General features: G+C 50.9%; 24 protein-coding genes. 10 read left to right on the top strand and 14 right to left on the bottom strand.

From position 1 onward, the window contains the following. Positions 1–67: 67 nt before the first annotated feature. The 4 genes from ACAW75_RS14950 to purE form a co-directional block, all read right to left on the bottom strand. Positions 68–1,111 (bottom strand): adenylate/guanylate cyclase domain-containing protein, encoded by a 1,044-nt coding sequence (locus ACAW75_RS14950; RefSeq protein ID WP_370729534.1) that lies wholly within the window; start codon positions 1,109–1,111, stop codon positions 68–70. 237 nt (positions 1,112–1,348) lie between these two features. Next, positions 1,349–3,178 carry a molecular chaperone HtpG gene (htpG, locus tag ACAW75_RS14945; RefSeq protein ID WP_370729533.1) on the bottom strand — a complete coding sequence of 610 codons (1,830 nt, stop codon included), beginning with the start codon at positions 3,176–3,178 and terminating at the stop codon, positions 1,349–1,351. A gap of 185 nt (positions 3,179–3,363) precedes the next feature. After that, on the bottom strand, positions 3,364–4,083 hold the full coding sequence (locus ACAW75_RS14940; protein WP_370729532.1) for a LysM peptidoglycan-binding domain-containing protein: 720 nt from the start codon (positions 4,081–4,083) through the stop codon (positions 3,364–3,366). 15 nt (positions 4,084–4,098) lie between these two features. Beyond that, a complete protein-coding gene (gene purE, locus ACAW75_RS14935; RefSeq protein WP_370729531.1) occupies positions 4,099–4,578 on the bottom strand; it encodes a 5-(carboxyamino)imidazole ribonucleotide mutase in 480 nt (159 codons plus the stop codon). A 154-nt stretch (positions 4,579–4,732) separates the two neighbouring features. On the opposite strand from purE, the gene ACAW75_RS14930 reads away from it, so the two are divergent. Continuing rightward, the gene (locus ACAW75_RS14930) at positions 4,733–5,827 is read left to right on the top strand and encodes an endonuclease/exonuclease/phosphatase family protein (protein ID WP_370729530.1); all 1,095 of its coding nucleotides are present in this window, start codon (positions 4,733–4,735) and stop codon (positions 5,825–5,827) included. 64 nt (positions 5,828–5,891) lie between these two features. On the opposite strand, the gene ACAW75_RS14925 is transcribed toward ACAW75_RS14930, so the two are convergent. Beyond that, positions 5,892–7,373, bottom strand: coding sequence for a tetratricopeptide repeat protein (locus tag ACAW75_RS14925; protein ID WP_370729529.1), 1,482 nt, complete (start codon positions 7,371–7,373; stop codon positions 5,892–5,894). 207 nt (positions 7,374–7,580) lie between these two features. Here ACAW75_RS14925 and ACAW75_RS14920 point away from each other — a divergent pair, with 207 nt between their 5' ends. Then, a complete protein-coding gene (locus ACAW75_RS14920) occupies positions 7,581–7,772 on the top strand; it encodes a hypothetical protein (RefSeq protein ID WP_370729528.1) in 192 nt (63 codons plus the stop codon). A gap of 20 nt (positions 7,773–7,792) precedes the next feature. Here ACAW75_RS14920 and ACAW75_RS14915 read toward each other — a convergent pair whose 3' ends face one another. Beyond that, positions 7,793–8,641 (bottom strand): DUF481 domain-containing protein, encoded by an 849-nt coding sequence (locus ACAW75_RS14915; RefSeq protein WP_370729527.1) that lies wholly within the window; start codon positions 8,639–8,641, stop codon positions 7,793–7,795. 68 nt (positions 8,642–8,709) lie between these two features. On the opposite strand from ACAW75_RS14915, the gene ACAW75_RS14910 reads away from it, so the two are divergent. The 3 genes from ACAW75_RS14910 (at position 8,710) to ACAW75_RS14900 (ending at position 12,437) form a co-directional block, all read left to right on the top strand. Further along, a complete protein-coding gene (locus tag ACAW75_RS14910) occupies positions 8,710–9,705 on the top strand; it encodes a Gfo/Idh/MocA family protein (protein WP_370729526.1) in 996 nt (331 codons plus the stop codon). Between the two features lie 228 nt (positions 9,706–9,933). Continuing rightward, positions 9,934–11,106, top strand: a complete 1,173-nt coding sequence (locus tag ACAW75_RS14905) for an AIR synthase related protein (protein ID WP_370729525.1) — start codon at positions 9,934–9,936, stop codon at positions 11,104–11,106. A gap of 59 nt (positions 11,107–11,165) precedes the next feature. Beyond that, positions 11,166–12,437 carry a T9SS type A sorting domain-containing protein gene (locus tag ACAW75_RS14900; protein ID WP_370729524.1) on the top strand — a complete coding sequence of 424 codons (1,272 nt, stop codon included), beginning with the start codon at positions 11,166–11,168 and terminating at the stop codon, positions 12,435–12,437. On the opposite strand, the gene ACAW75_RS14895 is transcribed toward ACAW75_RS14900, so the two are convergent. The 3 genes from ACAW75_RS14895 to ffh form a co-directional block, all read right to left on the bottom strand. Then, complete coding sequence (locus ACAW75_RS14895; protein WP_370729523.1) at positions 12,426–13,889, bottom strand: S41 family peptidase; 1,464 nt, start codon at positions 13,887–13,889, stop codon at positions 12,426–12,428. The genes ACAW75_RS14900 and ACAW75_RS14895 overlap by 12 nt on opposite strands. A gap of 99 nt (positions 13,890–13,988) precedes the next feature. Beyond that, positions 13,989–14,441, bottom strand: coding sequence for a hypothetical protein (locus ACAW75_RS14890; RefSeq protein ID WP_370729522.1), 453 nt, complete (start codon positions 14,439–14,441; stop codon positions 13,989–13,991). Positions 14,442–14,558: 117 nt separating this feature from the next. Further along, a complete protein-coding gene (gene ffh, locus ACAW75_RS14885) occupies positions 14,559–15,878 on the bottom strand; it encodes a signal recognition particle protein (RefSeq protein ID WP_370729521.1) in 1,320 nt (439 codons plus the stop codon). Positions 15,879–15,994: 116 nt separating this feature from the next. On the opposite strand from ffh, the gene ACAW75_RS14880 reads away from it, so the two are divergent. Next, positions 15,995–16,411, top strand: a complete 417-nt coding sequence (locus ACAW75_RS14880) for a hypothetical protein (protein WP_370729520.1) — start codon at positions 15,995–15,997, stop codon at positions 16,409–16,411. Positions 16,412–16,530: 119 nt separating this feature from the next. Here ACAW75_RS14880 and ACAW75_RS14875 read toward each other — a convergent pair whose 3' ends face one another. Both ACAW75_RS14875 and mdh read right to left on the bottom strand, forming a co-directional pair. Beyond that, complete coding sequence (locus tag ACAW75_RS14875; protein WP_370729519.1) at positions 16,531–17,724, bottom strand: aldose epimerase family protein; 1,194 nt, start codon at positions 17,722–17,724, stop codon at positions 16,531–16,533. A gap of 248 nt (positions 17,725–17,972) precedes the next feature. Further along, entirely contained in the window at positions 17,973–18,902 is a 930-nt protein-coding gene (mdh, locus tag ACAW75_RS14870) for a malate dehydrogenase (RefSeq protein ID WP_370729518.1), read from the bottom strand. Positions 18,903–19,094: 192 nt separating this feature from the next. Between mdh and ACAW75_RS14865 the strand changes: the two genes are divergently transcribed. Together ACAW75_RS14865 and ACAW75_RS14860 are read left to right on the top strand one after the other, a co-directional pair. Further along, positions 19,095–19,727, top strand: a complete 633-nt coding sequence (locus tag ACAW75_RS14865; RefSeq protein ID WP_370729517.1) for a peptidoglycan DD-metalloendopeptidase family protein — start codon at positions 19,095–19,097, stop codon at positions 19,725–19,727. Between the two features lie 181 nt (positions 19,728–19,908). Continuing rightward, on the top strand, positions 19,909–20,601 hold the full coding sequence (locus ACAW75_RS14860) for a hypothetical protein (protein ID WP_370729516.1): 693 nt from the start codon (positions 19,909–19,911) through the stop codon (positions 20,599–20,601). A 539-nt stretch (positions 20,602–21,140) separates the two neighbouring features. Here ACAW75_RS14860 and ACAW75_RS14855 read toward each other — a convergent pair. Continuing rightward, entirely contained in the window at positions 21,141–22,328 is a 1,188-nt protein-coding gene (locus tag ACAW75_RS14855; RefSeq protein WP_370729515.1) for a phosphoglycerate kinase, read from the bottom strand. Positions 22,329–22,467: 139 nt separating this feature from the next. Between ACAW75_RS14855 and ACAW75_RS14850 the strand changes: the two genes are divergently transcribed. Both ACAW75_RS14850 and ACAW75_RS14845 read left to right on the top strand, forming a co-directional pair. Further along, on the top strand, positions 22,468–22,854 hold the full coding sequence (locus ACAW75_RS14850) for a nuclear transport factor 2 family protein (protein WP_370729514.1): 387 nt from the start codon (positions 22,468–22,470) through the stop codon (positions 22,852–22,854). A 1-nt stretch (position 22,855) separates the two neighbouring features. Beyond that, positions 22,856–23,275 (top strand): hypothetical protein, encoded by a 420-nt coding sequence (locus ACAW75_RS14845; protein ID WP_370729513.1) that lies wholly within the window; start codon positions 22,856–22,858, stop codon positions 23,273–23,275. Between the two features lie 32 nt (positions 23,276–23,307). On the opposite strand, the gene ACAW75_RS14840 is transcribed toward ACAW75_RS14845, so the two are convergent. Both ACAW75_RS14840 and ACAW75_RS14835 read right to left on the bottom strand, forming a co-directional pair. Next, entirely contained in the window at positions 23,308–24,408 is a 1,101-nt protein-coding gene (locus tag ACAW75_RS14840) for an acyltransferase family protein (protein WP_370729512.1), read from the bottom strand. Between the two features lie 522 nt (positions 24,409–24,930). Continuing rightward, entirely contained in the window at positions 24,931–26,106 is a 1,176-nt protein-coding gene (locus ACAW75_RS14835) for a hypothetical protein (protein WP_370729511.1), read from the bottom strand. Positions 26,107–26,135 lie beyond the last annotated feature (29 nt).

Here is a 26,135-nt window from a genome sequence, read left to right as displayed (position 1 = left end):
TAATATTTATACGCGAATACATATAAATACAGGTGGCTTCGACAGACCCTATGCAGCAGACTCATCCCTAGGCCATCACGTTCCAGAGGCGGGCGGGCTCCTGCTTGTTCTTGAGCTTGTACTCACCTACGCTCTCGCACTGAAACGACTCTTTCACTTTTTCGTAACATACCTCCGAGATCAAAATCTGACCAGCCTGGGCGGTTGATTGCAGGCGCGAGGCGGTATTGACCACATCGCCAATAACGGTGTAATCGAGGCGGCGCAGGGCTACGGAGCCAATGTTTCCCGATACCACTTCGCCGCTATTGATGCCGATTGAGACTTCGGGCTGGTAGGGCTTACCCGATAATTCTTCCTGGATGTTCTGGATCTGGTTCCGGATAGCCAGGCTGGTCTCAATGGCCCTGTCCAGGTGGTATTCGCCCTGAAAGACGGCCATCACGGCATCGCCCATGAATTTATCGACGTACCCCCCCTGCCCCAGAATTTCTTTTACCATTACATCGAAATACTTGTTGATCAGCGCAACTACAGTGGCCGGCGTTTCCCGTTCAGCGATTGCCGTGAAACTAACAATATCTACGAAAAGGATGGTAGCTGTTGTCGTTTCAGAAGCAGTCAGCGACTGCTCGAAGCCCGATTTGGTCATGAACTTCAGCACGCTCTCGTCGACGTACATGCGGAGAATATTGTTCTCTTTCACCGCCTGCACCGTCTGCCGCAGATCATGTACGTGCTGAATCGTCTTGAGCATCGTTAGCTCGAGGTCCTCAAAATTGACGGGTTTGCAAACGAAATCGTAGGCACCCCGGTTCATGGCCATCCGAATGTTCTCCATATCGCCATAAGCCGATACCATCACCGCTTTTAGGATCGGATTGAATTCGGCCATTTTGACCAGCAGCGTCAGCCCATCCATTTCGGGCATGTTAATATCGGCCAGCACCACGTCGATATCGGGTTCGCGCTGCAACACGGCAAGGGCTTCAACACCGTTATGGGCGAACGAAAACTCGTATTTCTGTTCGCGGATCTGCTTCCGAAATTTCTGCTTAATCAGCAACTCAAGATCCGGCTCATCATCAACGACAAGGATTTTTGCTTTCATGCAACGGGTGTATTCGTTTCGTTGATAAAGATAACGAGAAAAGGAGGAAAGGGAGAACGGAGAAAAGGAGAAAAGGGGGGTAAGAAGGAGGAAAGGGAGGAAAGGAGGAAGGGGAGAAGGGAGGAAAGGAAGAACGGGAGCATCCGCCAGTATATTCATGCGGCACCTTCCCTTCCCCCTTTCCTCCCTTCTCCCCTTTCTCCTTTCCTCCCCTTTCTCCTTTCCTCCCCTTCTTCTCTACAATCCTGCTACAGTGCGTTTCACGAAGGCAGTCAGGCTCGGGCCAGTCAGGCGGTTCTGCGCCAGCAGGGCCAGATCATACAGTTGCTTCGCCAAATTCTGCTGCGCTTCACCCTCCAGGCTCAACACTTTCTGCGCCAGGGCGTGGTTCGCGTTAACCACCACGTTGTATCCACCCGGCAGGTTACCAAACATATTGGCTTCGCCCGACAGTGCCGACATATCTTTCATCCGGCGCATGAACTCGGGCATCGTGATCGACACGGGCAACTCATCTGTTGGCAATGATTCCACGCTAACGGCCAATGTTTTATCGGCCAGTACCTGCTCGAACGTCTCTTTAAGCCTGGTCTTTTCGTCGTCAGACAACACGCTTTCACTGGCGACCCCGGTGTCGATCAGTTTATCGAGCGTATCGGCATCAACCCGCTTGAAGGTCGTTTTCTCGAGCTTCGACTCCAGGGTATTAATGAAGTGCGCGTCGATGATCGTGTCCATCAGCAGCACATCGTATCCCCGGCGTTTAGCCGATTCAACGTAGGCGTCCTGCTGGTTGCGGTCGGTCGTGTACAGCATCACTACCTGATCGCCCTTGTCGGTCTGGTTCGCCTGGACGTGCTCGCGATATTCGTTCAGTGTGAAATACTTGCCTTCGGTATTCTTCACCAGCGCAAAGTCTTTCGCCTTTTCGTAAAACTTCTCGTCGCTCAGGATACCGTATTTGACGAAAAGGCCAATATCGTCGAATTTGGCTTCAAAACCGGCCCGGTCTGCCTGGAACAGCTCGTTCAGCTTGTCGGCTACTTTCCGGGTAATATATCCGTTAATTTTCTTCACGTTGCCATCGGCCTGCAGGAAGCTCCGCGACACGTTCAACGGAATATCCGGCGAGTCGATTACACCGTGAAGCATCATCAGAAAGTCGGGCACCACGTCTTTCACCTCGTCGGTAATGAACACCTGCCGGCTATACAGCTGAATTTTCTCCCGCTTCATCTGGAACTTGTCGTTGTCCAGCTTGGGGAAATACAACACGCCCGTCAGGTTGAACGGATAGTCGACGTTGAGATGAATCCAGAACAGCGGTTCGGCCGACATCGGGTACAGCTCCCGGTAGAACGTTTTATAGTCCTCTTCGGTAAGGTCATTCGGCGATTTTGTCCAGATCGGCGTGGCGCTGTTGACCACACTGCCATCAAACTCTACCGGAATTGGCAGGAACCGGCCATATTTTTCCAGAATACCCCGCAGGCGGTACTTATCGAGAAACTCTTCTGAGTCGGCTGCGATATGCAGGATGATATCGGTACCCCGATCTTCTTTTTCGGCTTCGGTCAGTTCATAGTCGGTCGAGCCATCACAAAGCCAGCGAACGGCCTGAGCACCTTCCCGATACGATTTGGTGATGATCTCAACATTTTCGGCCACCATAAAGGCCGAGTAGAAGCCCAAGCCAAAATGACCGATAATGTTGGTTTCTTCGCCTGCTTTGTCTTTGTACTTCTCAATGAATTCAGTAGCGCCCGAGAAGGCAATCTGATTAATGTATTTCTTCACTTCATCGGCGGTCATACCAATACCCCGATCGCTGATGGTGATGGTTTTGGCGTCTGGATCAACCGAAACAGTGATTTTTAAGTCACCGATCTCCTGTCCGAATTCACCATAAGCAGCCAGCTTTTGAAGCTTCTGGCTGGCATCGACGGCATTGCTGACCAGTTCCCGCAGGAAAATCTCGTGATCGGAATACAGGAATTTTTTAATGATCGGAAAGATATTCTCGGTGTGAATCGAGATCTGCCCTTTTTCGTTTTGTACGGCTTCCATAAGCGAACAAGTGAAAGAGATAAAGAGTGATTAGTTGCTGGGTACGTTGTCTCCAAATGCCGTTCCAGTCAGACCGGGACTGTCAGATTGACAGACCCGGTCTGACTGTTAAAACGCCAAAAGCCGCAGCCAGTTTTCCTTGACGGGGCTGGCTGCGGCTTCTATAAAAAATAAGCTACCGACGGCTACTCTTTCGATGAGAGCGGAATGATCAGCTTCTCGCCACGGGTGGCAATGTCTTTGGTTTTGTGGTTAGCTTTCATCAGGGCTTCTTTGCTGACACCATACTTCTCGGCTACCACACGCAGCACATCACCAGCCCCAACGGTATGAATGGCTTTGACTTTGACCTTCAACTTAGTAACCCCTGATTTCACGCTGTTCTCGTCAACGCCAGGGTTCAAGGCTTTCAGGGTGCTCACCTTCATATTCAACCGGTTGGCCACCCCGTAAAACGTTTCACCGTTGCCCACGGTGTAGGTCGAACTCGCTCCGTTTACTTTAGGTACGTCCGGCTTTTTTTCCGGCTTCTCCGCCGGCTTTTCTTCTTCTTTTACCGGCTTGTCTGTCTCTTCGGCCACCTCACTCCTATCACTCGGTTTGGCGGCCGACTCATCCACTACATCTTCGTCGGGTGGGGCCGGTGCCTGCGACAAATCGACCGGGGCGGGCGTACTGCTGGAATCGGGCAGCAGGTTTTCGGGATCGTCGGTCTGCCCGGCCAATGCCTGATCGGTGGTATCGAGTGGTACGCTGGTCAGCTCACGGGCATTACCGGTATCATCGGCCAGACTATCGTAGCCGATATACAGCAGCGCTGCAATGAGGCCTACCAGCACCAGCAATGTAATCATCGGCAGCGAGGCATTCACCTTCTGGCGTTCATTATTGGTCGTTTCGGGCATAGTCGTATAATCAGATCATTTCAACTGCTCACTCATCTGAGCCACTTTCTCTTTCAATTCTTCTTTGTACTCGGCCAAACGCCGGGCCACCGCTTCGTCGGCCGTGGCAATGATTTGGGCCGCCAGGATGCCCGCATTTTTGGCTCCATTGAGGGCTACTGTTGCCACAGGTACGCCACCTGGCATCTGTAGGATAGACAACACAGAATCCCATCCGTCAATAGAGTTGCTCGATTTAACCGGAACGCCGATAACCGGTAGCACGGTGAGCGAGGCCACCATGCCAGGCAGGTGGGCAGCCCCACCAGCACCTGCCACAATCACGCGTAAACCCCGCTCGCGGGCCGATTTGGCGTAGTCGAGCATTTTTTCCGGTGTGCGGTGGGCCGAGACAATGTCCATCTCCCAGGCAACGCCTAATTCCGTCAGTGCATCGGCGGCTTCCTGCATTACCGGACGGTCGGAAATGCTACCCATGATAATTCCTACTTTCATTTACTGCGAAATAACGGACTTTACAGGCATGTAGGGTGTTGGTGCCTAAGTTTTTACTCAACGATCGGCGATCGATGACGAATTACCAGCAGACAGTGAACTGATAATTGCTCATCGTAAAAACCGCAAGGCTAAAACTGTGGTTTAGTTTGGCATGACAACAACTGAGTGGGGCTGGCTGCTCTATGGACTGCTGATCACAGTTCTTTCCTTTATTCATCTGCTACGAATCGAATACTGGTGGGTACGTATCTGGGATTTCCCGCACACACAACTGGCGGCGCTGGCGGCCATCGGCCTGGTTGGCTGGGCCGTTTTTGTGCAGGCATACAGTTGGCCCCACTGGCTGGCTCCAGCCGGACTAACGGCCGCACTTCTATACCAGAGCTGGCTTTTCTGGCCATACACCTACCTGCATCCGAGGCAGGTCATTCGCCAACGCTACCCGAAAGGCAGGAAAGGGCAGAAACAGGCCGACCCAAACACGATAACCTTACTGACCGCCAACGTGCTGATGACCAACACGCAATGCCCGAAGGTGCTTAGCCTGGTCCAGAAACATCAGCCCGACCTGATTATGGTGCTTGAGGCAAATGCTCGCTGGAAACAGCAACTGGCCGCCCTCGAGACCGAGTATCCACACCGGATCCTGTATCCGCAGGAGAACACATACGGTATGTTGTTTTACTCAAGGCTGCCATTCAAGCACCAGGAACTGCGTTTTCTGGTCGAAGACGATATCCCATCAATTTATGTTCAACTGGTCATGCAATCGGGCAAAACGCTCCATTTTTATGGTGTCCATCCGCAACCACCCAGCCCAACAGAACACTACCGCTCCACTGAACGCGACGCCGAGCTGGTGCTGATTGGCCGGGAAGCCCGCCAGCAAACAGGGCCAGTGATGGTAGCCGGTGACCTGAACGATGTGGCCTGGTCGCACACCACACGTTTATTCCAGCGAATCAGTGGTTTATTCGACCCCCGCATTGGCCGGGGCTTATACAGCACATTCCATGCGGGCTATTTCTTTCTTCGCTGGCCACTCGACCATGTCTTTGTCTCGCACCATTTCCGGCTTCGTACCTTACGCCGACTGCCCGCCTGCGGCTCCGATCATTTCCCGATCCTGGTATCGTTGACCTATAATCCCGACCCCAAGCGCATTGAGCATACCCCCCAGCCAGAGGGAGATGACTTGGAAGAAGCCCGGGAAATTGTAGCGAAAAGCCGGGAAGGGCAGGGATAAAAAATGGTTGTCGCGTTGAATTGCCTTAGGCAACGTACCTGACCAGTCTGGCTAATCCAATCGGCTATTGGCTATTTTTTAGCTCATTCAGGGCAGCGCGGGCTTTATTGTCGACACTGTTTTTGTATTCATGGTGCCTGTAGCTGATGGCCTTCTCGAACGCCTGCGTAGCCTTGGGTACGTTGTGCTGTTGCTGATACAGATAACCAAGCTGTAGCGCCGATGTAGCCCCAAACGACAGTTGCGCTGGATCGCTTAGTAGAACGGCTCGCTCAAACGCTCGAATAGCCGCAGGTACGTTGGCCTGCTTCTGACAGATCCGTCCCAGCCGATACTGGTATTCGGCCCGCTCAGGGATGGTCGGGAACGTATTTTCTGCATACGGCTTCAGTATGGCCAGTGCTTCATCCAGAAAACCACCGTCAGATGCCAGCCGTGCCTGCATCAGTACCCGCTGCCGTTGAGAGGGAAACGCGTTCAGGTACGTGCTGGCCGCTTTCTGGGCGGCTTTGTCGGCCTCTACGGTGGTGCGCCCCGTGCGAAGCACTTGGGGCAACTCGGCGCGGGCGTGCGCGTCATCATCGGCCAGCCAATAACACAGAAAGCGTTTATAGTGGGTATCTTTTACCAGGTTCTGACCACGGTAAGTCTTTAGAAACTGTTCATAATGGGCCAGCGCGGTTGTGTAGGCGCCTTTCTGAATATAGATGTCGCCCAGTAGGTTTTCGATCACCGGTAGCGAGACGTAGGCTGGCCCGTTGGGGCGTGTTATCAGCCAGGTTAGCGCCTGTTCCGAATGCGCGTTTTTCATGGCCGTTGTAGCAGCAAAGAAGCGAACCAGCAGGTTATCAGGCGAATCGGCCACAAACTGATTCAGATTGCGCTCGTCGATTGTGGTAAAACGCAGCACGTAGGCACGAATCAGTAAGTCGGCCAGGCGGGCTTCTGTGCCGAAAATCGGATCATGGCCAGCCCGTTGCAAATCTGACAGGCCTTCGCGAATGTTGCCGCGTAGCCCCAGCAATCGAGGCACCCAGGCGTAGCTGTCGGGCACTGACCCGATCATGACCCGCAGCACGCCCAGCGACTTATAGGTTGGCAAAAAATCGGGAAAGCGCCGTTGATTCTCGGCCAGCAGTTTATAGGCTTTGATAACATCCCAGCTGGCAGCCGCTTCTTTTCCGAACTTGAGTTTCACAAAGGCCCAATGCAGCCGCACTTCAGCCAGAAGCAACCGTTGATACGGCGATGTATCGTCGAGGTCATCCAGCTGGTCTAACCGTTCTGACTCACGGTCGGCTAACTGACCCAGCAGGCGGTCATCGTCTGAACTAAGCAGAGCCAGCATATCGGCATAGTCGGCCACGTAGATATGCAGCCCGTTCATGCCGGCAGGCTCAGCCGCCAGCAACTGCCGGGCCGTTTGAAGGCGGCCTTTGGTCAGGTCGGCGTAGGCGCGTTGCAGGCCTGATGTCCAGGTAAATCCCTGGGTATGGCCAGCCGTAGCCTGTGTCAGTAATAGTACAACCAGCAGATAGCGCATCATCGCACAAAGCTACACGCTTATCCGGCCCGGCGCGACGGAGCACTCCGCCATCGAAAAGCCTGGAAGGCGCATTGATGTGGAAAGTATGGTCATTGAACGAATCAATCTGTTTATTTAACATAACCGTAACCTGCAATCAATGTCGGCGTTTGACTGGGCTCTATATTCGTGCCCTGAATACACCGTAACCGTATCAGTTAGTCACTTATGAGTTTTTACCTGCTCTTCTACGGGTCTTTACTTTTTTTTTACGATTTCCTCGCGTTCATCGACTACTCGTCACTGGTTGGGCTTGACCAATTTAAGCGTATTCAGCAGCAGATAGGCGCCCGAAAAGCGCATTGGGCGCTTCGGGTTGTTGCTTTCTCGTTAGTCATTGCTGGTCTCAGCGTCCGGTAGATAGCGCGATCCGCCGGGGTTTATTTTCGCTCGTAGGTCATCCCCAGCGTCACCCGGAGATCGTTATTGACCCGGCCGGGTACCACAATACTTTCATACGAATTGGCCAGCGTACTTCTGAAACTCAGGTACGTGCTGAACTTATACTGCACACTGACACTACCGTTCCAGCGAACATTGCGCGGCTGCCCCCCCTGCCGACCAAGCGCAGGCTGATAATAAACGGTGTGCGAGATACTCCACCGATCATCGCCGAAGGTATATTCCCCAAACAGGCGCGCTGAATTACGCCAGAGGTTCACATCACTCAATTCAACGTAATCAGTGTATTCGCGAATCAGCACGTCGGTGATCGACATGTAGGCGCGTTTATGGGTCAATAGTTTAAACCCCAGGCCCGCCGCCGCCGTGTACCGGTTCAGAATCTGTCGCAGGTTGCTTCGCTCATACGAACCAAACGCCAGGTAATACAATCTATTTTCATAGAACATGGTCAGTCGTGCATCCCCGAAATATTCGCGTTCGGCCAGTAGTCCGCTCTGCCGGCCAAACACAAACGAGGGTGTTGTAGATAGCTTGGCGACCCTGCTCACCTCCACATCGACTGCGCTGACAAGCTGCAACAACGACCGGTTGACGTTACCGCTGGTGAACGTGCCGTCGGCCGTTAGCCGGCATCGATAGGCTGGCTTGAAAACCAGCCTGGCCGACTTCTTACCCTGTAATGAGTCCGTAACAGTTTTGACTGAATCAGCGGCGATCTGCGAACTGTCGCGCACCGATGGGCGTAGCGGGTCAGGTTGCTCTGTATTCTGTGCGTCGGTAGAGAAAGCGATCAGCAGGCACCCGAAAAGAAGGAGAAAGCGCATAACGTTGTATTTACTTAAGCGATAAATAACTTTCGCAAAAGTCGCTTCATTGCGCTAAAAATAGAATTATGTCAACCAAAACCCGTTGGGCCATTCTGGGCCTGGGCCGTATCGCCCACAAATTTGCGACCGATCTGATGACGCTGCCCGACGCTGATCTTGTAGCCGTTGCCTCGACCGACCAGGCACGCGCCGAGGCGTTTGCAGCGCATTACCCCCGCCCCGATGGTTCGTTGCCCCGTGCGTTGGGTACGTATGAAGCCCTGCTCCCACTGGCCGACGACATTGATGTGGTTTACATCGCCACCCGCCACGTATACCACCGCGCCAACACACTGCTTTGCCTGAATGGCGGGTTGGCCGTTCTTTGCGAGAAACCATTTGGTATGGACATTGGCGATGTCAACCAGATGCTCGATGTAGCCGAAGCCCGGCAGACATTCCTGATGGAAGCCTTATGGAGCCGGTTTATGCCGACAATCATCCAGGCCAAAAAATGGATCGATGAAGGGGCTATCGGGAAGGTGTTGACCATTAAAGCTGATTTTGGCTTCAAGGCTGACTATGACCCCGACAAACGACTATTTAACAAGGAGTTAGGCGGCGGTTCACTGCTCGACATCGGCATTTATCCACTCTTCATCAGCTACCTGATCAACGGGATGCCCGCAACCATCATCGCATCGGCAACGCTGGCCCCTACGGGTGCCGACGAGCAATGCGGTATGGTGTTGACCTATTCCAGTGGGGCCATGGCGGTTTTGAACAGCACGTTTATGGCCAATACCGAGAATCTGGCCCTCATTTATGGCACTGAAGGTACCATTCGTATTCAGGGTCGTTTCCACGAATCGACCGTAGTCACGCTCGAAAAACCCGATGCAGGACCTGTAACGAACACCTACGACCGAAGCACGCACGGCTACGACTATGAAGCCCAGCACGTGATGAATTGCCTCAACGAAGGGTTCACCGAAAGTCCGCTCTGGCGCCATGTCGATAGTCGCAACCTGATGACGCTGCTCGATGATGTGCGTAAGGCCGCTGGCATCAGTTACGAATAACCAGTCTTCTGTTTGCTGTTTGCTGTTGCTCCGCTAATCAGCAACTTGTGTTATTAGCGGAGCAACAGCAAGTAAACTGAGGATTGAGGATTGAGCGGGAAAGACATCGTAGTCAATGACAAACAGATTGGTCAACGACAGCCCTAATCGTATCCTGCGCGTAAGCTCAGGTACGTTAACAGGCGCCTGCCGTAACGACAGACCGTAGCTTCCCTTATCTTTGCGGGCATGACTGACCGCTATGCCCAACGGGGCGTTTCTGCCGACAAAGAAGACGTTCATAACGCCATTGCCCGCCTCGACAAAGGCCTGTTTCCCAAGGCTTTCTGCAAAATTGTACCTGATTCGCTAGCCGGTGATCCTGCTTACTGCACCATTATGCACGCCGACGGCGCGGGTACTAAATCGTCGCTGGCGTATCTGTATTGGCGCGAAACCGGCGACATGAGCGTCTGGAAAGGCATTGCGCAGGATGCCGTTGTCATGAATACCGACGATTTGTTGTGTGTGGGCGCCACTGGCCCCATGCTGCTCTCATCGACGATTGGGCGGAACAAAAACCTGATTCCTGGTGAGGTCATTGCTGCCCTGATCAACGGCACCGAAGAGGTACTTCAGCTGCTGCGCGACCACGGTATTGACATTCACAGTACCGGTGGCGAAACGGCCGACGTAGGCGACCTGGTGCGCACACTGATCGTGGATAGTACCGTGATTGCCCGCATGCCCCGCGCCGATGTCATCAGCAATGATCAGATCCGCCCCGGCGATGTAGTGGTTGGGCTGGCTTCTTACGGGCAGGCCAGCTACGAAACGGAGTACAACGGCGGCATGGGTAGTAACGGCCTCACCTCGGCGCGTCATGATGTGCTGGCCCACGGGCTGGCCGACCGTTACCCCGAGAGCTTCGACCCCGCCGTTGACCGCCGCCTGATTTATAGTGGAAGCCTGGATCTGCAATCACCAGTTGAGGTAGGGCCAGGGCAAACCGTTCCAACAGGCAAGCTGATCTTGTCGCCGACACGTACCTACGCCCCCGTAGTAAAAACATTGCTCGATCAACTACGCGGCCAGATTCACGGTATGGTTCACTGCTCGGGCGGCGCCCAGACCAAAGTGCTGCATTTTATTGATAACCTGCACATAATCAAAGATAACCTGTTGCCCATACCGCCACTCTTCACCCTGATTCAGCAGGAAAGCGGCACGTCGTGGCAGGAGATGTTCAAGGTATTCAATATGGGTCACCGGCTGGAAGTATACCTCGCGCCTGAACACGCACAAACTGTAATCGATGTTTCGCGCTCATTTGGTATTGATGCTCAAATTATTGGCCATGTAGAGGCTTTTTCTGGCAAGCGAGTCACGATTCAGCACAATTCGGAGACTTTTACCTACTGATCTATTTGTCAGTCTTCTGAAATTCAGTAGCTTGGCCACGAATTACCCCGCCGTGTGCCATGAAACTTACTATGCTTTTGTCTGTGCTTCTATCGAGTTCGTACGGCTTGTATGCACAAACTACCCTTTTTCAACAGAACTTTTCGGCAGGTGGAACACCAGCGAATTATGTAAGCAGCACGCCGGGCACAGGGCAATTCAACGCTATAAGCGGGGCAACAATCACGAACAACACCATTCAGTTCGACCGGTCGTCGGGCACGGGATCAGGGCATTTTTCACGCAGCACCGACCTGTCGCCCGTTCCTGGTTCGCTGTATATCCAGATGGATTTTGAAGTGGTGTCTGCCACCGCCGCCGCCGGCAACAATGTGGTCGATTTCTACGTAGGCAGTGGGTTCGACAATACCGTTCAGAACCCGGTCAATGCCGACGTATATGCACGATTCGGGTTCAATTTTACGAATACCGGCTACCAGTTCTCGGTACGCCATGTGCCGGCGGGCGGGGCAGGCGCTATCGATTCCCCCGTTTTCACCGGAAAGCAGACCCTTACGTTCGTCCTGAACAACACGGGCCGAACAGTCACGTACCTGCAACCCGGTGGCGGTCTTCAAACGCTTACCGATGACACCTACGATCTTTGGGTGGGCACTACCGAAGTATTCAATGGCTTGCCGGTGCTTACCGCAACCCAGACCATGACTGATTTCAAACTCAGGCTCACCAGCAACGTTTATGCGGCTGTTTTCCAGTTCGACAACTTTCTCATCCGCGACATAAACGGTTCCCTCCCCCTGTCGGCACTCGAGCTCAATGCTATCGTCAATAAACACGTTATCGAGCTGAAGTGGCAATCGTTTCAACAAACAGCATCACTTTTCACCATCGAGCGAAGCCCTGATGCTCAGGAGTTTGCATCAATTGGTTCCTTACCACCAATGCCCGGGCCGATGGAGCAACGTACCTACCAATTCTCAGACCAATCACCACGAAACGGGACAAACTATTACCGAATTCGCCAAACGAACGGTGACGGGTCAGTCATGACAAGCAAAATCGTACCGGCAACCTGGACCAATAACGTACCGGCCTTCACTCTGCTCGACAACCCAACTACAGGCAGGTCGATTAAGCTGCGTCCCGACAATTTACCCGATGCAACGTACCTGATCACTACCCTTACGGGGCAGCCTATCCACTGCCAGCAACGCGAAACGCCCGAAGGCGAAGTAACGCTGCTTCTACAACATCCTCTTCCTTCGGGCGTTTACCTGCTCACTGCCAGTACCGGAACCTTCCGGTTAACCCGCCGCGTGTTAGTTGATTGATTTCACATTGAACTTGGGCGTAATGAACATGTTCATACCACCTGCTTTCCGAGTCAGAGAGGTACCGACCACTGTTGTGTTGGCTGTGGTGCCTACACGCCCGCCCGATGTGAGCCCTTTCATGTGGTTGATTGCCGTTCCCAGCAAGGGGTCCCGCAGGTCGCCAAAAGGCACGAGCTGGTAGGATAACTCATTCACGGCAATCGTCGGCGTAAAGCCATTCCAGTAGTCCGACTCGTTGTTTTTGTTGTACGAGCGGAAAATAATGGGCTGCATGCCCCACAGGTTTTTCTGATTATCGGTATCGGTAATCGTAAACGAGCCTACATTCTTTCCATACGTAGTCTCGCCAATCGTATTGACGGTCATGAATGGGCGCAGGCCATTGATAATCAACTCACTGGCAGAGGCGGTACTTTCCGTTGTCAGCACATAAAGCCGGGTAAGCTGATTACCGATGTTATTGGGCCGTACTGTGAAGTAGTTATAAAACGCGTCTGTTCCTCCCTTCGGATCAGCCAGAATGTCTTTGGTTAGCTGCGCATTGTATTCTGTTCGCAGGTAAGGCACTTTTGTTTGCCCGTTTAGTCCTTTCACGATCAGGCTGGCCAGTTGTGTCGAAGACGCCACCGAACCGCCGCCATTATAGCGTAGATCAAGCACCAGTTCGTTTACGCCCTGTTGCTTGAACTTGCCGAAAACAGCGTTGACCTGATCGTCGTATTGCGCTGAATTTGAACTATTCGGACCAGGCACAAACTGGTTATACATCAGATAGCCAATTTTACGAGTTCCATCTGTGTAAACAGAATCTTTAAAAACCGGATTCTCCTGAAACACGACCGGTGTCACGGTTTTCGTCGTGGTTGAGTTCACCAGGGCTCCGTTTTGCACAGTGGCATAGCCGTAGGTCTGGGTAGCAGCCCCGTTGTTCAACGCCGTATTGTAGTTGCTGGTAGTCAGACTAACCCCGTTGACCGAGTAAAAATAATCACCGCGTTTCATGCCCGCTTTGTCGGCTGGCGATCCGGGCAACACATACAGCACCACGCCGATCACGTCTGTTGACCCCTGCGTCCGGAGCAACAGGTTGAAATCGAAGCCTGCGGTTGTCGTTTGCCCGTTCAGCAGGGCCGTTAACTCCGCCGAGCTCTCCTGAATCCAGGAAAAACGGTCGCCCTGCGGGTTCGTAGTGGCGTTGTACTTGTACAGAATTGAGTTAAAGAAATCGCCTGGTGCCAGCGTTGTGTCAGGTTTAGCGGGAATTTTATCGGCCCAGTAATACGCATACCGCATGTTGGCTAAAATCCAATTGTCGACGTACCCATTGCTGGCCGTTGTCGTACCGGTTGGATTAATCTCGACAGGATCTTTTTTACAACCCGTCAGCAGGAACGTACCCAGGGCGAAAAGCGCCAGACCAGTACGTAAATGTTGTGTTGATATGTTCATTGATTACGTTGTTGACTCTGTTTTCTATAACGCAAAAAACCCGGCGACTGTGGCGTTACCGGGCTTAAAAATTTATGAAAACCAGCGTATATGATCTTATTAATCAGCTCTTTTTTTAAAGTGCCAGATCAGGCCCAGATACGAGTAAAAAACGCCCGACTTGAAGTTAGATCGGGCCGAGGGCGATAACTCAAAGGCCACCCGCAGGTTGGGCAGACTGGCTACCGGGGCGGCCCGCACGCCAACGTGCAGGGAATACCCTTCCAGTACTTTATCGCCATTTACCGCATTCAACGCATTGATCTGTATCCCCGGCCCTACGTAATAGTTTACCCGTTCGGTACGCCTGACATTCACCATCGGGCAAAACGTGGTGCTCAGCTGCTCAAACAGCGAGTTGGTCTGCAACCGGCCATCCAGCCAAACCAGCTTCTCGGGGTTCGTACTGACGGTAAACAGCCCGAAGCTATTAAACGGATAATACCCCACCGACGCCTGGCAAAGAGCCGTTGCAGGTAAAGCGAGAAAAAGAAGAAAGGCGAGGTGCTTCATGTGGTGAAAGAGTGAATAGCGAGAGCGTGAATGCGTGAAAGGCGACAGAGCGAAAGGTTGCTTACGCAAGAACGGGATTCCGCGTAAGCAACCTTTCGCTCTGTCGCCTTTCACGCTTTATTTCATCATCTTCGCCAGCTTGCCCGACGATTGCATGTTATTCATTTTCTTCATCATCTTCCGCATCTCGTCGAATTGCTTCAACAGGTTGGTCACCTGCTGAACATCGGTGCCTGACCCGGCGGCGATGCGCTTTTTACGGCTCATGTCGATGAGTTCGGGACGAGCCCGTTCTTTCGGCGTCATGGAGCTGATGATCGCTTCGATTGGCGCAAACGACTTGTTATCCAGATCGAGATCTTTCACCATTTTTCCCATGCCCGGAATCATGCCAATCAGATCTTTGATGTTTCCCATCTTCTTGATCTGCTGCAACTGGCTCAGGAAGTCGTCGAAGTCGAACTGGTTCTTCCGCATCTTGGCATTGATGCGCCGTGCTTCGTCGTCGTCGAATGCCTGCTGAGCCCGTTCAACGAGCGAAATCACGTCGCCCATACCCAAAATCCGGCTGGCCATCCGGTCGGGATAGAATACGTCGAGCGCATCCATCTTCTCGCCGGTACTCATGAACTTGATCGGCTTGTTCACCACCGCCCGGATAGACAAAGCCGCTCCGCCCCGCGAGTCACCGTCGAGTTTGGTCAGCACTACCCCGTCGAAATTGAGGCGATCGTTGAAGGTTTTGGCGGTGTTCACCGCATCCTGACCAGTCATTGAGTCAACCACGAACAGGGTTTCGGCTGGATTGAGGGCGGCTTTCACCTGCTCAATCTCCTGCATCATCACCTCGTCGACGGCCAAGCGACCAGCCGTATCCACAATCATTACCTTCTTGCCTGTCTTCTTCGCGTGGGCAAGGGCATGCTGCACAATAGAAACGGCGTCTTTATTCTCGGGTTCAGCAAATACCTCAACACCAACCTGTTCGCCCAGCACTTTTAGCTGGTCAATGGCGGCAGGACGGTAAATGTCGGCGGCAACCAGCAACACACCTTTGCCCTGTTTTTTGATGTAGGAAGCCAGCTTGCCTGAAAACGTGGTTTTCCCGGATCCCTGCAAACCCGCAATCAGGATAACGGCAGGATCCCCTTTGAGGTTGATTGGCTTGGCCTCGGTGCCCATCAGGTCGGTCAGTTCTTCCTGCACGATCTTAACGAACAGTTGCCCCGGTTCAACGGCAATCAGCACTTTCCGGTCAAGGGCTTTCTCCTTTACCCGGTCGGTTACGTCTTTAGCTACTTTATAGTTAACGTCGGCATCTGTCAGCGCGCGTCGTACTTCTTTAATCGTAGCGGCAACATTGATTTCGGTAATACGGCCCTGACCCTTCAGGGTTTTGAAGGCCTTATCAAGTTTACTCTGTAGGTTCTCGAACATGATATTGTAATCGTAGTATCAGCAAAGATAACGGTTTCGTTCGCAGCCGCCTATAACTGGCTTAAAGGCATTTCATGATGAGCACCAGGTAGCCCAATCGAATAACTACTAACCCTATGGAACAAAATAAATATAAAAATAGTGACAATTTTAAGTCAATTAATTCGTCTAAAAGTCATAGATTGCTTTACCGTACCTGCAATTACTTAACCAACAAAGTCTTTAACAGCCGACTTATGAACAGAAATACACTCCTGGCGTGTTTCTTTTGCTTCCTGCTGACAGGCCCGTCCGTTTCATCTGTCGCTGTAGCCAATAGTGTCCAACAACCCGTTGATCGAACCGTTTCTGAGCCTGCGAAAGCCAACGCGCAAAAGTCCCGGGCCGTCACAAAACCCGTTTCTGGCAAGGTAGCATCGTCTAAATCGACCGCTACGGCGAAAGCCACAGACAAGCCTGGCAAACGCTTTTGGGGTCGAATTATGGGCGTTTTTCGTGACGTGCATTCGGCCGAAAAGAGGCCAAACAAATAATACACGAGTCGGCTGTATCACCGTACAAGTAGGCCAACCCTGCAATTTCACACAAAGGAGCCCATCGACATGTCGATGGGCTTCTTTGTGTGAAATTGCTTTAATCCGGGTACGTTCACCTATTTATCAAACGTATATTCTGTTGTTTGCGAATACGTTTGGCCCGGTTTCAGGATCGTGGTCGGGTAGGTCGGCTTATTGGGCGAATCGGGGTAGTGCTGTGCTTCCAGCGCAAAACCGCCACGATACTGGGTCACCTTACCATATTTACCCTTGTCGGTGCCCTTAAAGAAGTTACCTCCATAAAACTGCATAGCCGGTTCGGTGGTCAGCACGCTCATCTTGATTCCCGATTTGTCGCCAGTTATTTCAACCACTTTATCGAGCGAGCCCATTTTGTGGTTCAGCACCCAGTTGTGGTCATACCCGCCACCGAACGTAAGCTGCTCATCTTTTTCATCCACCCGGGCCCCAACAGCCGTTGGCTTCCGAAAATCGAATGGAGTGCCTTCTACCGAAGCGGGCTCGCCCTGCGGAATCAGCCCTTTATCAACCTTCGAATACTTGTCGGCCTTAATCATCAGCACGTGATTGTTGACCGTTCCGCTGCCATCCCCGTTGAGGTTAAAGAAGCCATGACTGGTTGGATTATACGGCGTAGCTTTGTCTGTCGTGGCTTTGTAATCAATCTTCAGGCCGTTATCACCATCGATCGAATACGTTACCGTCGTGGTCACGTTACCAGGAAAACCACCTTCGCCGTCCTTCGACAGGTACGTTAGCTGCAGCGTTTTATCATCGATCTGTTTGGCATCCCACACTTGCCGGTGAAAACCCGTTGGCCCACCGTGCAATGTGTTTCCATTATTGTTCTGAGCGGTCTTATATGTCTTGCCATCCAGCGTAAACTGTGCTTTACCTATGCGGTTGCCAAACCGACCGACAACTGGCCCGAAGAACTCTGCACCATCGCTTTCATACTCTTTAATGCTACCGAAGCCCATGGCGACGTCGATCAGTTTACCCGTTTTATCGGGAACCAGTACGCTGACAATGCGGGCACCGTAGTTGGTAATAGCCGCCTGAATAGTGGCTCCTTTGAGTATATAAAGGGCTGTTTTCTTGCCGTTGATGGTACTCTCAAACGCTTTTGGGTCGGGTAACTTGTAATCGACAGATGTTGTATCAGACATAGATGTTGACTCAGTGGCCGCGGCTGCCGTGCTGTCGGACTCACCTGATTTAGTTGACGTTTGGCAACCGGCACCCGACAAAAGGGTCAACAGTGCGGCAGGAATAAGTAGGTTTTTCATGCAAAAATGGTGATAGGGGCCGTTTGAACAGACGTAACGTAAAGAAAAACGGTCGCTCGACTTACTACAAAAAAATACGTCGACCATGGGGCCGACGTATTTTCTCATTACTAACCTATGATGAAACAAGTTCATACTCCAGTAAAGGATATGAACAGGTATATCTCACCATTTTAACGATAACAGATAAATGGTAGCGGAAACGGCTCAGGCTGTACGCCAACCAGTATCGCTTACCAGAGAGTCATCTAGAGCGTTTTCAGCACTTCGTTCATGTTCCGAACGGCCTCGGCCGATTTGTTGAACGTAGCCTGTTCTTCTTCCGTCAGTTTGTAATCGATAATCTGCTCCCAGCCCGTCTTACCAATGACAACCGGTACGCCCAGGCAAATGTCTGACTGGCCATATTCGCCGTCGAGGGCTACGCAGCAAGGGAAGATGTGTTTCTGATCACGAACGATGCTTTCTACCAGTTCGGCCACCGCTGCCCCTGGTGCATACCAGGCCGACGTACCAATCAGCTTCGTCAGGGTAGCTCCGCCCACCATGGTATCGGCCGCCACTTTCTGTAGTGTTTCGGCATCAAGGAACTGGCTTACAGGCACACCATTACGCGTAGCCAGGCGAGTCAGCGGAATCATGGTTGTGTCGCCGTGACCGCCGATCACCGTTCCGTGAATGTCGTTGGGCGGGCAGTCCAGCGCCAGTGACAGGTACGTCTTGAAGCGGGCTGAATCGAGAATACCGCCCATACCGATGATCCGGTTTTTGGGGAGGCCTGATGCCTGTAGCGCCAGTTGGGTCATGGTATCCATCGGGTTCGACACGATGATGATGATGGCCTCTGGCGAGTGTTTCAGGATATTTTCGGTGACGCCTTTAACAATATTGGCATTGGTACCGATCAGTTCTTCGCGGGTCATGCCTGGCTTACGCGGAATGCCCGACGTGATCACCACCACGCCCGAACCAGCCGTTTTGGCGTAATCGTTGGTGCTACCCGTGATTTTGGTATCAAACCCACACAGGGTGGCTGTCTGGAACATATCCAGGGCTTTACCTTCGCTAAGCCCTTCTTTGATGTCTAGCAATACAACCTCTTCGGCCAGTTCGCGGCGGATAATGTTATCGGCACAGGTAGCCCCCACGGCTCCGGCTCCTACTACAGTAATTTTCATGCGATAATCAGAGTTAAAACGGGTCATTCGACAGGCGTAAAGTTCAGGTACGCCAATCAGCAAAACAAGGTATTAATGAGGCTGATCTGACTAGAAAGTCCAGAAGCGGCACGGAATAATCATTTAGGCCGTTTTTTTGTCAACTAATTCAGGCAGACATGAAAAGCACCTGTCCTATTCCCTTCGTCAATTATGCGTTTACTCCCCTTCGATTTTGCTCAGGACCCGTTTGTAGGGCTCGATTTTACCGCCAGCAACCCCGATCTGGCTATGCTCGACCTGACCGACACGGAAACGTTTGCCAGGTACGTAGCGGGCAAATTACGCGCAGCCGGAGCGGTAGTGGGCGTGGGTGGTTACAACGAAAACCGGGTCATTTACCGGGATAGTGGCCATTTTACACCCACCGATGAGGAGCCCCGCACCATTCACCTGGGCGTTGATTTCTGGGCTGAGGCCGGTACGCCGGTGTTTGTGCCGGTCGATGGCGAGGTGCACAGCTTCGCCGATAACGCCCGTTACGCCGACTACGGCCCCACCATTATTCTGGAACATCAGACCGAGGGGTTTCCGCGCTACAGCCTGTATGGGCATCTGTCACGGGCCTCGCTGGATGGTCTATATGAAGGAAAAAAAGTAAAAGCGGGCGAAAAGCTGGCCGAGCTTGGCCCCTACCCCGAAAATGGCGACTGGCCACCGCATCTGCATTTTCAATTGATGAACGATATGCTGGGCCTGCGCGGCGATTTCCCCGGTGTATGTCGTCTTTCCGAACGTACCTACTGGCTGGGTTTGTGCCCCGATCCAAACAACTATATCATATGAAAATCAATAAGTATTTACCGTTAAGTAAATCTAACAGTATTTAATTATATTAATCATTGTGTTTTCATGTTCAGCACCTGACAATATTTTAAACGAAAGCAATGTGCAGGATAAGTCTTACAACGCTTCAAAAGCATTATATTATTCAATTAAATTGGGCAGTACAACATCCATCTCTAGCTTGGCAGCTATTTACAAAGACGAAGTCCAGAGAAACTATGCCGATGATAACGAGGCAATATCTATTCTGAAACGTGACGATATAAGCCGATTATTAGGACAGTCTAATAGGAGGAATAGTAGGGGCGAAATAGAGACAGCGAAAGACGTTCTAAAGGATATGTATTCAAAGCTCGACCAGTCTAAAATATCAGGTAATTTTAAAAAATCTTTTTCGGATATGGTTCAAGGTATTAATAAAATTAAATCAAAAGACACCGTTGATGGATCCGAAGATTTAAAAAAAGCACTTGCCATCTATGAAGAGTCGATTCACAAAGACATATCATTGAGCAATTCAGAAAAAGACATTCTATACAAAACTACTATTAGCCTGAGCACTAATGCAGACAACGTTGAGGCTCTTGCTAACCAGTTTCAGAAAAGTGGTCGGTGTTGGTTCTGTTCTATTGTAAATGCTATTGTTACAATTGCAGTCTTTGCCGTTGCAGTCGTTGTTATCGCGGCTTTAGCTGTTACATTGGTAGCTGGTGCAGCGGCTTTTACAGTTGGTATGGCTTTATGGTTTGGTGGAGCAGGTGCAGTTGGCGGTGTAATATCTGTAGCAAATGATGACTGTTGGCAGGTTTGGAATTATGGTCAGTCACCACCATATCAGACTATTTTTGGGTTTTTTGATATTGGATCTTGTTAAGGAAAATAAGTTGAAAGTTTGATCGTTCCTACTTTTTGAAATCAAGCTTTCAACTTAAAATTAAATTTTCAGCTTAAAACATGATGAAGAAAATAATATTGCTAACACTATCAATATTTACGTTTGAATTGGCTTGGTCTAAAAATGAAAAAACTTTTGATACACTAAACGTTTCATCGAGAGTGGTGATTAAAGGTTCTTTCTGGCCCATCTTATTTGAAACATATGTTAGGGGGCGAATGAACTTTACTGAATCAAGTATGGAATATACTTCATTCCCTTGTCATCCTGATCAATTCCATATATTAGTACCTTGTAATAATAATCTTATACCACATATCACTTTAAATTTTTCAGACATCAAGAAAGTTAGTAGGAGAAATTATCTTTTCATTATACCAGATAGATTGTATGTAATTATGAAAAATAATGATCGATACCTGTTTACTGTTGCTCGCAGAAAAAAAGCTTTCAAGTATTTAAAAAAACATCTTCCGTCAATATCTATACCTGAATAGTCATTGACGGAAGATGCACTTTTACTGCAAGGCTGCTACGCCGGGCAGCACTTTGCCTTCCATGTATTCGAGCAGGGCACCGCCGCCGGTTGACACGTAGCTGACCCGATCGCCGTAGCCCGCGTTGTTAATGGCTGAAGCGGAGTCTCCGCCGCCAATAAGCGAGAACGCGCCGTTTTCTTCTGTGGCTTTCACTACCGCTTCGGCAATGGCGTTGGTGCCCGTTGCGAAGTTGGGAAATTCAAACACACCCATCGGTCCGTTCCAGAGGATAGTTTTTGAGTTGGCTACGATCTCTTTGAACAGTTCAACCGATTCAGGACCGATGTCGAGCCCTTCCCAGCCGTCGGGAATCTGGCCCGTAGCGACGATCTGACGGTTAGCCTCATTCGAGAATGCATCAGCACAAACGTTGTCAACGGGCATCACGATCTTCACGCCTTTGGCTTCTGCTTTTTTCAGGATCTCCAGCGCCAGTTCCTGCTTGTCGGCTTCGAGCAGCGATTTACCGATCTGGCCACCCTGGGCTTTCGTGAAGGTATACGTCATGCCACCACCAATGATGAGCGTGTCGACGGTATCGAGCAGGCGTTCGATGATCAGGATCTTGTCGGAGATCTTGGCTCCGCCCATGATCGCTGTGAACGGATGCTCAGCGTTGTTCAGTAGTTTATCAGCATTCTCGATTTCGGCCAGCATCACGTACCCACATACCCGATCCTGAAAGAACTGGCCAATAACGGCGGTAGAGGCGTGGGCACGGTGAGCCGTTCCGAAGGCGTCGTTCACCCAGACATCACCCAGCTTCGACAGTTTTTCGGCAAAAGCCACGTCGCCTTTTTCTTCCTCTTTGTAGAAACGCAGGTTTTCGAGCAGCAGCAGTTCGCCGGGTTTCAGGCTGGCCGCCAGCTCGGTTGCCTGTTCGCCAATGCAGTCGTCGGCAAATTTCACCTCGCGGCCAAACGTTTCCGACAGCGTGGGAATCAGGTGTTTTAGCGAATATTTCTCCGTAGGACCATCTTTCGGGCGACCCAGGTGCGACATCAGGATGGCAGAGCCACCATCGGCCAGAATTTTGGTGATCGTAGGAATCGTCGCTTTGATCCGGGTGTCGTCGGTAATGGTATATTCTTTGTCGAGCGGTACGTTGAAGTCTACCCGAACAAGGGCTTTTTTACCGGCAAAATTGTAGGAGTCTACGGTCTGCATGGAGCGTCAGAAGGTTATTTCTGGTTTGTATTTCGGCCCAAAAGTACGCGAATCCAAACGTGGGGTGGTTAATTGTGTGATAGTTTGCTTAAAATTCCCCTATTTCGGTATCAAATTACCAAACTGAAGTTTCACCTGCATGACTGGTATTGAAGAAGCGAACGTACAGACAGTCGTCGCTTATGTTGACGCGTACAACCGCAAAGATATTGATGGCATGATGGCCTGCCTGGCCGATGACGTCATTTTTGAACACCTGACCAATGGGCATCCAGTGATGACCCTGACCGGAAAAACTGCCTTCCGGGAGCAAGCGGAGAAAGCGGCTCAGTTGTTCAGTCAGCGGGAGCAGACCCTCCGCGACCGGACCGTGGCCGACGACGTAATTAGTGTAAAGATCGACTACACGGCTACGCTCGCCGTTGATTACAACGACCTGGCGGCTGGCGAAACCATCAATATGGAAAGCCACTCCGTTTTTGTGCTGCAAGACCGCCTGATCAGAAAACTGATTGATATTCAATAGGATGAGTCACGAATTTCGTGATCTTCTCTTTCTGGCAGCCATTGCCGGAGGTTGTGGTTGCCTTGCCTTTTTTCTGCCAGATGAGCTAACCGCCATTCAGGTATTCGATACGTACCTGGCCATCGGCAAATGGCGACTGTGGGTCCTGCTAAGCGTGTCGGTAGGCTTTCTTTTCTTTGCCAGCAAGCAGGCAGTAACCGGTTTCAGCAGTGCAATGGGCAATAGGCTCACGATTGCGCTGGGGTTTTCACTGGTTCCATTTCTCACTATCGTATCGCGGGAAGCGGCTACCCTGTGGGAATCTGAAAAAACGACGTTCGCTACCTACACCTTATTACAGCAACGTACCTGGCAAATCCAGTTTGCCATAGTGGCCTACCTTGTATACGTGGCTTATCAATGGGGAAGTAGGGAACGATAACCGCTGCTCTCCCAAAGTATAGCCACCCGGTTTCAGCTCGCCAGACGGGCGATGCCCAGCCTTTTAGGAAAGAAATAAGTTGTCAGCTTCTTCGTCATTGGCTTCTCTACAAATTGATACACGAAAAGGCTACCGACTGTACAGAACACCACAAGGAATAAAATATAGCTATCTGCGCTTAAATTTAATTTCAGAAATGTTGTACGTCCAAAACTAATCAGCAGTCCGTGAAGTAAGTAATTGGCGTACGATGCGTCGCCAATCCGGACTAGACTAGACGGTATGGAAAAGGAATAAGTACGCTCTGCTAAAGTTGAGCCTAAAAGGAACAGGGCACAAGGTATTCCCCAGATTATACCTCTCAGGTAAGCGAGATAATTGCTTTGCGTAACGGAACCAGCCTCTGACAGATCACCGTACTGCCAGAAGACAGAAGAGACCATACCCAGCAGGCCTACCATAAATAGCAATCCGCTCCATCTGCATAACGTACTGGTTACAGGGAGTTTATCATAAATCAATCCGCAGCCAATGCCCAACGCGAATTCAAACAAGAGCGGACTGGTAAGAAAACGAATGAGCACAACGGGCGAGTCAGAGAGTACACCAACCAGTGATAGGAGTATAAGTAAAAAGAATACAGATAACTCTATTTTTTTTACGTTAATCAATAAAAGAATTGTGATAAGTGAATAAAAATAGATCTCATAACTTAATGACCAGCCAACGCCTATTATTGGAAATTCGAATGTTGACTCAACGATTGGAAAGAACACTACTGTTTTAAGGATTGTGGCAAACCTGATGGGGTACGTCCTCATGATCAACAGACCCGCTATCAACGAGATTCCCCAATAAAGCGGCACAATGCGGAGAGCACGTTTCCCCGCAAACAGTCTCCAGCCATCATTGTGTTGATACGATTTAATTATTCTGGTCATTATAAAGCCACTGATCACAAAAAATAAGTCGAGACCAATGGCCCCCCAGTTGGCCAGATAATAGAATGAAGCCTGCCTGGAGGTACCGAAAATATCAGCTGAATAATCAATAGAATGGGTATAGACGACCAGGATAACAGCAATGGCTCTCAAGGCTTGAATTGAATCAATTTTATGGGTTAATAGCGCCATAGAAAATTAGTACACACCCGGTTATTTCATGAATAAGGGCGTTGATAAAGACTAGGTAGAATACTATACATGATTAGCGATCGTATATCGTTTTCTAAAATATGTTTGCTCATACTGTGAAAAAATAACCAATAAACTACTCCTTTTATTTAGTCAACAGGGCAATGCTGCTATCGACTACGGCTCATTAATTAATTAGTGATGAGCAACGAATGGGCAGTATATTTTAATGAGCTGATCAAGTATAGGGTCAATTCCAGCTCATTTGGGGTGGTGTAACTTATGTGCCATGCGTAACATGACACTGGCTAGTTACTCGAGAACCCTGACTGCATCAGCTAATTAGTATCGTTATGACCCAGGCTATGAAAGAGCATCGGAAAGAATACACAAATATTACCTATTAATTCTATAGGATTTGTATTAATTAGAGGCAACGGGCTAGCTTAGCGGTCATTTACCGCTATCAGGCAATACAAAAGCCAAACTATCCTATTTGACGCTACCGGCTAGAGTGGTCCATCAATAGCCGTCTCCGGCCCCACCCCCACTGAAATCGCCACCGCCGAAGCGCGGTCCCGTTGGTTGATTTTGTGCGTTGGCTGTTCCCTGCAAAGTGGTTAACAAACCCACGTGTTTGAGCAATTCAAGTGGCGGCTCTTCGTCGATGGCATCGGTAAAACCACGTTTCGGTGTATTCAGGTAACGAATCAGCAGCATCGCCAGCCCTATTACTACGCTGCCGTGTAAGGCCAGCGTAACCGATAGCGGCCACGTACCCACATAGTGATACACTGTTGCCATAGCCCCTGCAACACCCAGCGCCGCCACGATCAGTAGCATACGATTGCGCTGCCGAAAACCGACGATTCCGTAAACAGCTGGTATCATGAACGTAGTGGTCCAGAACAAACCCGGCAGGCCTATTTCAGGTGAGTTGATGTAGCGGGTAGGGAGCAACAAAGCATTCAGTTCGCGCACAACGTAATAGTTTCCAGCGGCCATACCAATCAGCAGCGACACCCATTGTACCAACGTGAACACATCGCTGTAATAAACCGAATTGACTGCTGATCTGCCCAGCCAGGTTACAAGCCCGAACAAGGCCGCCGATGCGCCCATCAGCACAAAGGGTAGCGCCGACTGTCCCCACTTAATGTCGAGGAGGCCATCAAAAATGAGCCCGTACAAGGCCGTGAGGGCAAAATAGGTCAGGATGGTATCGCCGGTGTAAATGATATAGGCCAGTAGGATGGGGAAGGCAATAAGACATACTTCCCAAAAAGGGGGGAAAGCCTCGTTTCGCTGAAAAAAAAGCAACACAAGCCCCCAAACCGCCGACAGTGCCGATACCAGCCACAAGGCATTGTCTATACCGTTACGGTAAAACTGGTTCGCCCGGATAGCAAATACCGCCGTGGCAAAGGTGCCGCCAGCCATAATCAGCGAGACAAGCCCCGATCCTTTCGAGTTGGTGTCGAACGTGATACTGACCAGCCCGTAGAGTGCCAGGGCTGCCAGCAGTGTGAAGACGAAAGAGCCGATTTCGAGCGCGGTGCCGGTTTGCTTGAACCGGACCGGGTATGTCCTCCTGATCGTCTCGATTTGCGGATCGGTCAGTACGCGCTGGATGTGCCAGCGATCGGCCTGCTGCCGAATATCGCGCTCTTCGAGCCAGGTCAAATTGTAGGCTTTCATAGATTTTTTCTGACAGGATCTATGGCAGA

It is taken from the genome of Fibrella arboris (assembly GCF_041321095.1).
Lineage (GTDB): Bacteria > Bacteroidota > Bacteroidia > Cytophagales > Spirosomataceae > Fibrella > Fibrella arboris.
Note: the sequence above shows the minus strand (reverse complement) of the source record. Positions and strands in the feature narration are given on the sequence as shown.

Bases quoted from the DNA above. Each gene is read 5' to 3' on its own strand.
- ACAW75_RS14950 (WP_370729534.1), bottom strand. From the start codon at position 1,111: ATGAAAGCAAAAATCCTTGTCGTTGATGATGAGCCGGATCTTGAGTTG.
- htpG (WP_370729533.1), bottom strand. From the start codon at position 3,178: ATGGAAGCCGTACAAAACGAAAAAGGGCAGATCTCGATTCACACCGAG.
- ACAW75_RS14940 (WP_370729532.1), bottom strand. From the start codon at position 4,083: ATGCCCGAAACGACCAATAATGAACGCCAGAAGGTGAATGCCTCGCTG.
- purE (WP_370729531.1), bottom strand. From the start codon at position 4,578: ATGAAAGTAGGAATTATCATGGGTAGCATTTCCGACCGTCCGGTAATG.
- ACAW75_RS14930 (WP_370729530.1), top strand. From the start codon at position 4,733: ATGACAACAACTGAGTGGGGCTGGCTGCTCTATGGACTGCTGATCACA.
- ACAW75_RS14925 (WP_370729529.1), bottom strand. From the start codon at position 7,373: ATGATGCGCTATCTGCTGGTTGTACTATTACTGACACAGGCTACGGCT.
- ACAW75_RS14920 (WP_370729528.1), top strand. From the start codon at position 7,581: ATGAGTTTTTACCTGCTCTTCTACGGGTCTTTACTTTTTTTTTACGAT.
- ACAW75_RS14915 (WP_370729527.1), bottom strand. From the start codon at position 8,641: ATGCGCTTTCTCCTTCTTTTCGGGTGCCTGCTGATCGCTTTCTCTACC.
- ACAW75_RS14910 (WP_370729526.1), top strand. From the start codon at position 8,710: ATGTCAACCAAAACCCGTTGGGCCATTCTGGGCCTGGGCCGTATCGCC.
- ACAW75_RS14905 (WP_370729525.1), top strand. From the start codon at position 9,934: ATGACTGACCGCTATGCCCAACGGGGCGTTTCTGCCGACAAAGAAGAC.
- ACAW75_RS14900 (WP_370729524.1), top strand. From the start codon at position 11,166: ATGAAACTTACTATGCTTTTGTCTGTGCTTCTATCGAGTTCGTACGGC.
- ACAW75_RS14895 (WP_370729523.1), bottom strand. From the start codon at position 13,889: ATGAACATATCAACACAACATTTACGTACTGGTCTGGCGCTTTTCGCC.
- ACAW75_RS14890 (WP_370729522.1), bottom strand. From the start codon at position 14,441: ATGAAGCACCTCGCCTTTCTTCTTTTTCTCGCTTTACCTGCAACGGCT.
- ffh (WP_370729521.1), bottom strand. From the start codon at position 15,878: ATGTTCGAGAACCTACAGAGTAAACTTGATAAGGCCTTCAAAACCCTG.
- ACAW75_RS14880 (WP_370729520.1), top strand. From the start codon at position 15,995: ATGGAACAAAATAAATATAAAAATAGTGACAATTTTAAGTCAATTAAT.
- ACAW75_RS14875 (WP_370729519.1), bottom strand. From the start codon at position 17,724: ATGAAAAACCTACTTATTCCTGCCGCACTGTTGACCCTTTTGTCGGGT.
- mdh (WP_370729518.1), bottom strand. From the start codon at position 18,902: ATGAAAATTACTGTAGTAGGAGCCGGAGCCGTGGGGGCTACCTGTGCC.
- ACAW75_RS14865 (WP_370729517.1), top strand. From the start codon at position 19,095: ATGCGTTTACTCCCCTTCGATTTTGCTCAGGACCCGTTTGTAGGGCTC.
- ACAW75_RS14855 (WP_370729515.1), bottom strand. From the start codon at position 22,328: ATGCAGACCGTAGACTCCTACAATTTTGCCGGTAAAAAAGCCCTTGTT.
- ACAW75_RS14850 (WP_370729514.1), top strand. From the start codon at position 22,468: ATGACTGGTATTGAAGAAGCGAACGTACAGACAGTCGTCGCTTATGTT.
- ACAW75_RS14845 (WP_370729513.1), top strand. From the start codon at position 22,856: ATGAGTCACGAATTTCGTGATCTTCTCTTTCTGGCAGCCATTGCCGGA.
- ACAW75_RS14840 (WP_370729512.1), bottom strand. From the start codon at position 24,408: ATGGCGCTATTAACCCATAAAATTGATTCAATTCAAGCCTTGAGAGCC.
- ACAW75_RS14835 (WP_370729511.1), bottom strand. From the start codon at position 26,106: ATGAAAGCCTACAATTTGACCTGGCTCGAAGAGCGCGATATTCGGCAG.